At 53.2% G+C, this 7,376-nt stretch carries 8 protein-coding genes; all 8 read left to right on the top strand.

Translation table 11 applies throughout. The annotated features are described in order from the left end of the window. The first annotated feature begins 522 nt into the window (after positions 1-522). The 8 genes from B2Y11_RS08125 (at position 523) to yfbR (ending at position 7,285) form a co-directional block, all read left to right on the top strand. The gene (locus B2Y11_RS08125) at positions 523-999 is read left to right on the top strand and encodes a hypothetical protein (protein ID WP_291057956.1); all 477 of its coding nucleotides are present in this window, start codon (positions 523-525) and stop codon (positions 997-999) included. A 211-nt stretch (positions 1,000-1,210) separates the two neighbouring features. Beyond that, a complete protein-coding gene (locus tag B2Y11_RS08120; protein ID WP_291057955.1) occupies positions 1,211-2,284 on the top strand; it encodes an MBL fold metallo-hydrolase in 1,074 nt (357 codons plus the stop codon). Positions 2,285-2,397: 113 nt separating this feature from the next. Beyond that, positions 2,398-2,847, top strand: coding sequence for a universal stress protein (locus B2Y11_RS08115; RefSeq protein WP_008859931.1), 450 nt, complete (start codon positions 2,398-2,400; stop codon positions 2,845-2,847). A 484-nt stretch (positions 2,848-3,331) separates the two neighbouring features. After that, complete coding sequence (locus B2Y11_RS08110; protein WP_291057954.1) at positions 3,332-4,729, top strand: DUF2157 domain-containing protein; 1,398 nt, start codon at positions 3,332-3,334, stop codon at positions 4,727-4,729. Continuing rightward, a complete protein-coding gene (locus B2Y11_RS08105; RefSeq protein WP_291057953.1) occupies positions 4,726-5,397 on the top strand; it encodes a hypothetical protein in 672 nt (223 codons plus the stop codon). Before B2Y11_RS08110 ends, B2Y11_RS08105 begins: the two co-directional genes overlap by 4 nt. Before the next feature lie 17 nt (positions 5,398-5,414). Beyond that, positions 5,415-5,888 (top strand): SixA phosphatase family protein, encoded by a 474-nt coding sequence (locus B2Y11_RS08100; RefSeq protein WP_291057952.1) that lies wholly within the window; start codon positions 5,415-5,417, stop codon positions 5,886-5,888. A gap of 3 nt (positions 5,889-5,891) precedes the next feature. Then, on the top strand, positions 5,892-6,698 hold the full coding sequence (thiD, locus tag B2Y11_RS08095; protein ID WP_291057951.1) for a bifunctional hydroxymethylpyrimidine kinase/phosphomethylpyrimidine kinase: 807 nt from the start codon (positions 5,892-5,894) through the stop codon (positions 6,696-6,698). Next, complete coding sequence (yfbR, locus tag B2Y11_RS08090) at positions 6,695-7,285, top strand: 5'-deoxynucleotidase (RefSeq protein WP_291057950.1); 591 nt, start codon at positions 6,695-6,697, stop codon at positions 7,283-7,285. Before thiD ends, yfbR begins: the two co-directional genes overlap by 4 nt. Positions 7,286-7,376: the final 91 nt, after the last annotated feature.

Below are 7,376 nucleotides of genomic sequence, written 5' to 3'. Positions count from 1 at the left end.
GTTCGCTGTGCATCGCTGCGCTCAGGGGGAAGGTATCGCCTTCGGCGATGAATATGTATACCGCTTCGCGTTCCCTTTCCCGCCGGACTCGTCATTCTGACCCCGGGCGAAGAATCTCGGTGCATGACGTTAGTGGTACAGCAGCCGTTAAATGCCAGTCGGCGGACAGCAGATAGCGGAAAGCTGTCTCACCGGATCACCAGCTCACCAGCCCACACTAGCTCACTAGCCCGCTGGCCCACTCATCTCCCATACACGTCTAAAGCCTCCCTTGCGGGAGGCTTTTTTGGAGACGTTGGATTGTTGAGAAAGATTGGTAACAATGAGTGGAACCACCACGGCCAATGGTGATTTCCTTTTTGTTTACGACTATATAATACAACGGTTTACGATTATTGTCAAGCACATTTATGAAATAAAATAACAATAATTGACAATACTCTTTTCCCGATTTTGCCAATTTCTTCTTTCATAGGGTATAATAGACTTAAAAATGACTGGTATTCAAAAGGAGGATATGCAATGAAGAAACAATTAGCAGCTCTGGCACTGGCCTGTGCCCTGATTCCCGGTGCGGCCATGGCGGCCAAGGTGCCCACATCGGACAAGATGATGAATGATTACAATAAATATGTGGTAGTTTATACCTCCGACGAGGAAAGGATTTATGCAGACGCAGACACCATTGAAAGGGATCCGGCCTCTGCCGGCGAACTTCCTGTTATCCGCGCCACCCTCTATGCGGAAGTGTACAAGCATCCCCTTACCTGGCCGGACTACGGCAATTACCGCATGGTGGACTACATCCTCCAGTACGACACCGCCGTAGGGGCAGACCAGCTGGGGCAGAAAATCAAGTACCGCATCCTGAACAAGCTGGAAGGAGCCTATACCCCCGACGGCAAAGCAGCCCCGCTTCCGGGAAATTTTGAAGATCCGGCAGATGAGGCGGAAGACATTTACGTCGCTCTCTATCGTGTATCCAAAACATCCTACTGATAGATATTTCCTTTACAAAGAAGAGTAAAAATTATATAATAATCCTAATAACATAGGAAGCAAAGGAGCCTCGCTTTTTCGGCGGGGCTCCTTTTATCTGTTTTTATGATACGAAAGTGCGGATTTGTAGGAAACAGTCGGCGGTACACCGGCTGCAGCGCACTTCAATCAAATAAACGGGCCGTAAGCAGGCCCTGATGGAGATGGAGATATGCAGCTTTTTATAGCAGGTGGATGCGGCGATGAAGGAAGAAACTGTTTCTACGTAGAGGGAGACCGCCACGCTTTTATTGTAGACGCGGGAACCTCCACCGACGGGCTGGACCGCATTCCGGACATTATGCCGGAGCAGATTCACAAGGCGGAGTACCTTTTCATTACCCACTCCCACCGGGACCACACTGGCGCCATCGAATATCTGGTAAAGCAGGGCTTTGACGGCCCGGTGCTCATGTCCAACCAGACCTACCGGCAGCTTCACTACAAGCCCTGGAACACCATGATCCTGGACTCCACGGCGCCGGAGCTGGAGCTGGAACCGGGCTTTACAGTGAAATGGGGACGCACGGGCCACTGTGCCGGCGCCGTATGGTTCCTTATTTCCATGGAAGGGCGCAGCCTCTTCTTCTCCGGCGACTACCGGGAAAATGATACCTTCTACCGCTGCGATTCGGTGCGGGGCATTCACGCCGACATGGCGGTGATTGATGCCGCCTACAGCCGGAGAGACCGGGGAGACGACCTGAGGAAACAGGTGGTGGAAAAGGCCGCCGCCCTTATGAAGGACGACGCACCCCTCCTCATGCCGGTTCCCCATTACGGCAGAGGCCTTTCCATGGGCATCCTCTTTCACCGCACCTTCGGCAGAGGCCATGGCATCTGCATGGCTCCCAAACTTTATGACGAATGGCTCCGCCTGGGGCACCGGAAATATTTCGTTCATGATGAAATCACGGAGCTTCCCTTTTCCATTTTCCAGCGCTGGGATAATGAAACCATAGAAAAAGGAAATATCTATTTCCTCACCGACGCCCAGCTCTCCCGGGCCTCCAGCAGGGAACTTATCATGGCTCATCCGGACATGGGAGTGCTCCTCACCGGAAGCATCCACGGCTATGGCAAAGCTCGCTCCTTCTTCGAAAACGGACGGGCCAAGTTTGCCCTCTGGCCCAACCATCTTACATGGCAGGAAATGGAAGGCCTGAAGGCGGAGAACGACATGGGCCTGGTGGTGCCCTTCCACAATAAAAAAGTAAAACCGGAAAACGACACCTTCATCTTTTAGAAAATTCTTCAGCGGGAATGAAACCGTTCCGCTTTCCTGTCCTTTCCTGCGTATGATATAATAAGGAAAAGAAAAGATTCCCCGTTTCACAGGAAAAGAAAGGTGGGGGTTTTATGTTAAAGTATAAAAAAATTCTGGTTCCCTATGATGGTTCCGACCATGCGAAAAAAGCACTTCTCCATGCCATAGACCTGGCAAAGGCAGGAGACGGCACCACCCTCTATATTGCCTCTGTGTGCAATATGGTGTCTGCCATGAGCAACTTCGACCAGGTATCCATTGCCGAAGGCTGTCTCACCACGAAGCTTTCGGAAGATCTGGAAGAACAGTGCAAAGATGATCTGAAAGAAGCGGCCGCCATGATTCCGGAAGGCGTTGCCCACGAAGAACTGTACGAAGTGGGATCTCCGGGACCGGTGCTTCTCAATATGGCAGAAGAAAAGGGCTGCGACCTGGTAGTCATGGGCAGCCGCGGCCTTGGCCCCCTGAAAGGCATTTTCATGGGCTCCGTATCCAGCTACATGGTGAGCCGCTCCAAATGCCCCGTTCTTATTGTGAAATAAAAAAGAACTGTGAGGAAATATGAATCATTTCCTTACAGTTTTTTATTGCTCCCGTATTCTCCTAAAAATTCTTCAAATGATGGCATGCTGCCTGTCCCTGCATCATCCCGACGTGCAGCTTCATGGTAAATCGGCACCACAAAAAGGCTTCACATACATCTGTGAAGCCTTTTTGCATGGAAAAGAACATACTACAGGGCAGGCATTCAGTCCTGCCCCTCATTTTACCCCTGGCCGTTATGCTCTTTGTTTTCCATTTTTCAGTGCACTGAAGCGAAGCAGCCTCCTTTCCATCCCCTCCCTCCTGCTCCATGGATGGGCGCCTGCAGGATTTCCGAGGGGACTTCGCCAGTGCTGTTTCTATATGGATAGTCATGAAGTAATAGCTTTTTTCCCTGCGGTTGTATAGAATAAAGGAGGAAGTAAATGAATGGATAGGCAGTTCCGGCTGCCGTGGAATAAAATGAATCGGGATGTGATAGGTATGTCGAATCGAAGCTGGTTGAAGCAGGAGATTCCTCACTGGGTGAAGGAAGAGGTCATTACAGAGGATGCGGGAAAGAAGATACTTTCCCGGTATAAAAGGCAGGACAGTGCGGCTTACAGGGAGGCGCTGTTTATTCTGGCTGCGGTATGCATTATCGGAGGGATTTTCTTCCTCTGCGCCAGTCTTTGGAGCGGGCTGGACCAGGATCAGCGGTTCCTGCTGGCTCTGGCGCCGCTGGCGGTGTCTTTTCTGCTGATGGCGGTGGTAGTGCTGGTGGACCGGGGGGCCTTCGGCGGTTTTGAGAAAAAGAAGGAACCGCTGCCGGAAGAAAAGGAGGATGGGGAGGAGGCCCTGCCTCTTCGGAAGAAAACTTCAGGGCCGGTTCACAGGTTCCCTGTCTTTCTGCGGGAGGCGGCGGCTTCTCTCCACGGGATATGTTTGATAGGCGCTTTCTGGATGGTAGGGGACTCGTTCAAGCTGTCTTCTGATTTGTACAGCGCGCTGGCCTTTACCGCCTTTCTCCTTCTCATCATGACGGTGGTGACGGAGTCAGCGGGCATGGGCATTATTTATATGATTGTGTCGGTGGGCATTTTCTACAGTGCGCCGGTGAGGGGATGGCCGGAGGCGGCGTCCTGGATTTACATGTTCCTGGCTTTGGGGCTTCTGGGTCATCTGCTCAGAAGCCATCGGGACAGGGCGGTGGTGTGCTTTTCCTGGGTGTGGGCGGTAGGTATCCTGCTCCTCATTTTCTGGTCTGCAGGAAATATGCTGTGGCAGACCATTTTCTTCTCCCTGGCGGCGGCGCTGACCTGGATGGCGGGCGGACTTTTCCGTTCCTACGGCCTGGGGGCCGATGCGCTCCGCTTCTTCGGCGGCATTGCGGTTTTTGCGGTGCTGCTGGAAGGTTCCTACGGGGCGGTATGGGCGGATATTTCCGGAAGCTACGCTCTGTGGTTCATTTTCCTCCTGTTTCTGGCGGCGGACGGGGTGCTCCTTTTCCGCATCGCACTGAAAAAGGAATGGCTTTCGGTGCTGGCGGGGCTTACGCCCTTTGTGATGGGCCTTTCTGCTGTGGTGTCTATTTTTGAAACTTCCGGTGCCCTGCCTGCCATCATTGTTTCTGTGTATGCCGGCATTCTGGCGGGAGGCGTTATTCTCCGGGGGCTTTTCACAGACCGGACGGTGCAGAGCTGGGCGGGGGTGTTCCTTTTGGCCGGTGACGGCGCCATACGGGTCATCGATTCGGCCCTCACCTTTACCCAGAGGGGGCTTTTCTTCCTGGGTATCGGTCTTGCGGCGGCGGTAATCTGCTATTTCATGTATCTTCCGTCCAAAAAGAAGACGCCTGTCCATAGGGATAAGGAAGAGCAGGGAGAGGAGGGGTCCCGATGATATCCAAAAAATTATCTCTGATCCTGCTGGCTCTGGTTTTTGTGATTGAGGCGGGCGCCCTGTTCTGGATCCGGGGGGATTACCGGTCCACCATGCTGGATGGGGCGGAGTACGAAGTTCCGGCGGCCATTGATTTCAAAGGGGATTTTTATGGAAGAAATTATCTCCCCATTTACATTCCCCTCACCGAAGCACCCTGGAAGGGGTCTGTGACGCCGGAGAAGGGGCAGGAAATCTACCTGTCCTTTGATAAGAACAGCGAGGGTATGATGGAGCTTACCGGCGCGTCGGACAGGAAGCCCGGCGGTATGTATATCATTACCCGGGTGATTTCCGCATCCGACGGTCTGGTGCATTTCAATTTCCCTGCTGACCGTATGTACATGCTGCCGGAGCAGCTGAAGAAGCTGTCGGTGGTGGAGCTGTCGGAACGGGTACAGCTGAAGGACAAGACGGGCAAGAAGACAGAAACCCGCATGAAAAATGACCTTACCGCCCTGGTGCATATCAAGGACGGCCGGGTGGTGATTTCCAAGGTGCTGGCCAACGGTTCTCCTGTGGAGCAGACCTACACCACGGTGGGTAAGAATCCGTCTGTGAAGTACGCAAGAAGCGGCAAGGAAAAAGATGCCTACTCCGTAGGCAGGGATTCGGAAAGTAAGGAATAAGGAATGGAGGGAGACTTATGTATATTATTTTGATGCGTCACGGGGAAGCGGTTCCCCAGACGGAGGATATGGAAAACAGGGAAAGGAGCCTTACGCCTAAGGGCATGCGGCAGGCCCGTCGGTCCTCCCGCATTCTGGCCAGATTTCTTAAGGAAAATCCCATCCGCATTTTTACCTCTCCCTATGTGAGAACAAGGCAGACGGCGGGCATTCTGGCGGAGGAATGTTTTGCCGAGGAAATCCATACGGCAGAGGAGCTTCTCCAGCCGAACTGGCAGATGGTGAGGAATCATCTGCTGCAGGACGGTTCTCCCATTGCACTGGTAAGCCATCATCCTTTCCTCCAGTCCTACCTGCTCACCATCTGCAGCGCGGCAGTGAAGTTTGACCTGGCAGGCATTGCGGTGATTGACTATGACCTGAAGTGGAACCAGGGTAAGCTCATCGGCTATTTCACCTCCGGCCTTCGCCAGCTGAAGAAGGAGGGATAAGCCATGATTCCCGTATTGACAGTGGCCGGTTCCGACTCTTCCGGCGGCGCCGGCATCCAGGCGGATCTCAAGACCTTTGCGGCCCTTGGTACCTACGGCATGAGCTGTATCTGCGCTTTGACCGCCCAGAACACGAAGGGCGTCTCCATGGTGGTGAATACACCGGTGGATATGGTGAAGTCCCAGCTGGAGGCGGTTTTTGATGACATTCCGCCAAAGGCGGTGAAAACAGGCATGCTTTCTTCTGCTCCCATCGTGGAGACGGTGGCCGATTTCCTTAAAGGGAAAAAGGTGCCTCTGGTGGTGGATCCCGTCATGGTGGCCACCAGCGGCGCCGTGCTGCTGGAAGAAGAGGCCATAGCCGTTTATAAGGAAAAGCTCATTCCCATAAGCACAGTCATCACTCCCAACATACCGGAGGCGAAGGTGCTGTCAGGCCTTTCCATTCAAAATGAAGAGGACATGAAGGAAGCGGCCCTGGCCCTGATGAAACTGGGGCCTTCAGCGGTGCTGGTGAAAGGGGGGCACAGCGTGGAGGACGCCAGGGATATTCTCTATGATGGAAAGGAATTCCATGTATTTTCAGGGAAGAGGATTTCCACGGAAAATACCCATGGCACCGGCTGCACCCTGTCCAGCGCCATAGCGGCAGGGCTGGCAAAAGGATTCACGCTCACGGAGGCTGTGGGAGAAGCAAAGAAATACATGGAAGGGGCCATTGCCAAGGCGGCAGAGGATTCTGTAGGCCACGGACACGGCCCGGTGCACCATTTCTGGTTCTACGGAGAAAAGTGGGGGCGCATGGAATGAACTATCCTTTCTTTGCCTTCATGGCCCGGCTGAAATATATTTCCCGCTGGGGCCTTATGCGGAATTCCATTTCCGAAAACGATGCGGAGCACACTCTCCAGACCGTCATGATTGCCCATGCCCTGGCGGTGATCGGCAGGGACATCTTCTATAAGAATCTTAATCCCGAAAGGGCGGCGCTGCTGGCCCTTTACCACGACGCCAGCGAAGTCTTCACCGGGGACATGCCTACGCCGGTGAAATATTTCACCAGCGACCTTCGGGAGCAGTACCAGAAAATCGAAGATCAGGCCCGGGAAAAACTGCTCCGTACCCTGCCTGAAAGTCTGCGGCCTTCCTACAAGCCCTACGTGGTGGACATGGAAGAGGATCCCCTCTGGCCCCTGGCCAAGGCGGCGGATACCATGAGCGCCTACCTGAAATGCATGGAAGAAATCCGCGATGGCAACAGCGAATTCAAGGAAGCCTTCAAGGCTACGGAAGAAAAGCTGAAGGCCCTCCACATGGAGGAAGTGGACTGGTTCATGGACCATTTCTCCGGCAGCTTTGCGGAAACACTGGACGAACTGAACAGAAACATACAGTAAGAAACCAGGCAGAGGAATATGTCTCCTGCCTGATTTTCTTGTGGACAGAAAGGGTATGAAAGTGTATAATTATTTACATAATTCGTATAAA

The sequence above is a fragment of the Dialister sp. UBA1703 genome (genome assembly GCA_002320515.1).
Taxonomy (GTDB): domain Bacteria; phylum Bacillota; class Negativicutes; order Veillonellales; family Dialisteraceae; genus Dialister.
This window is presented reverse-complemented; position numbering and strand designations above follow the sequence as displayed.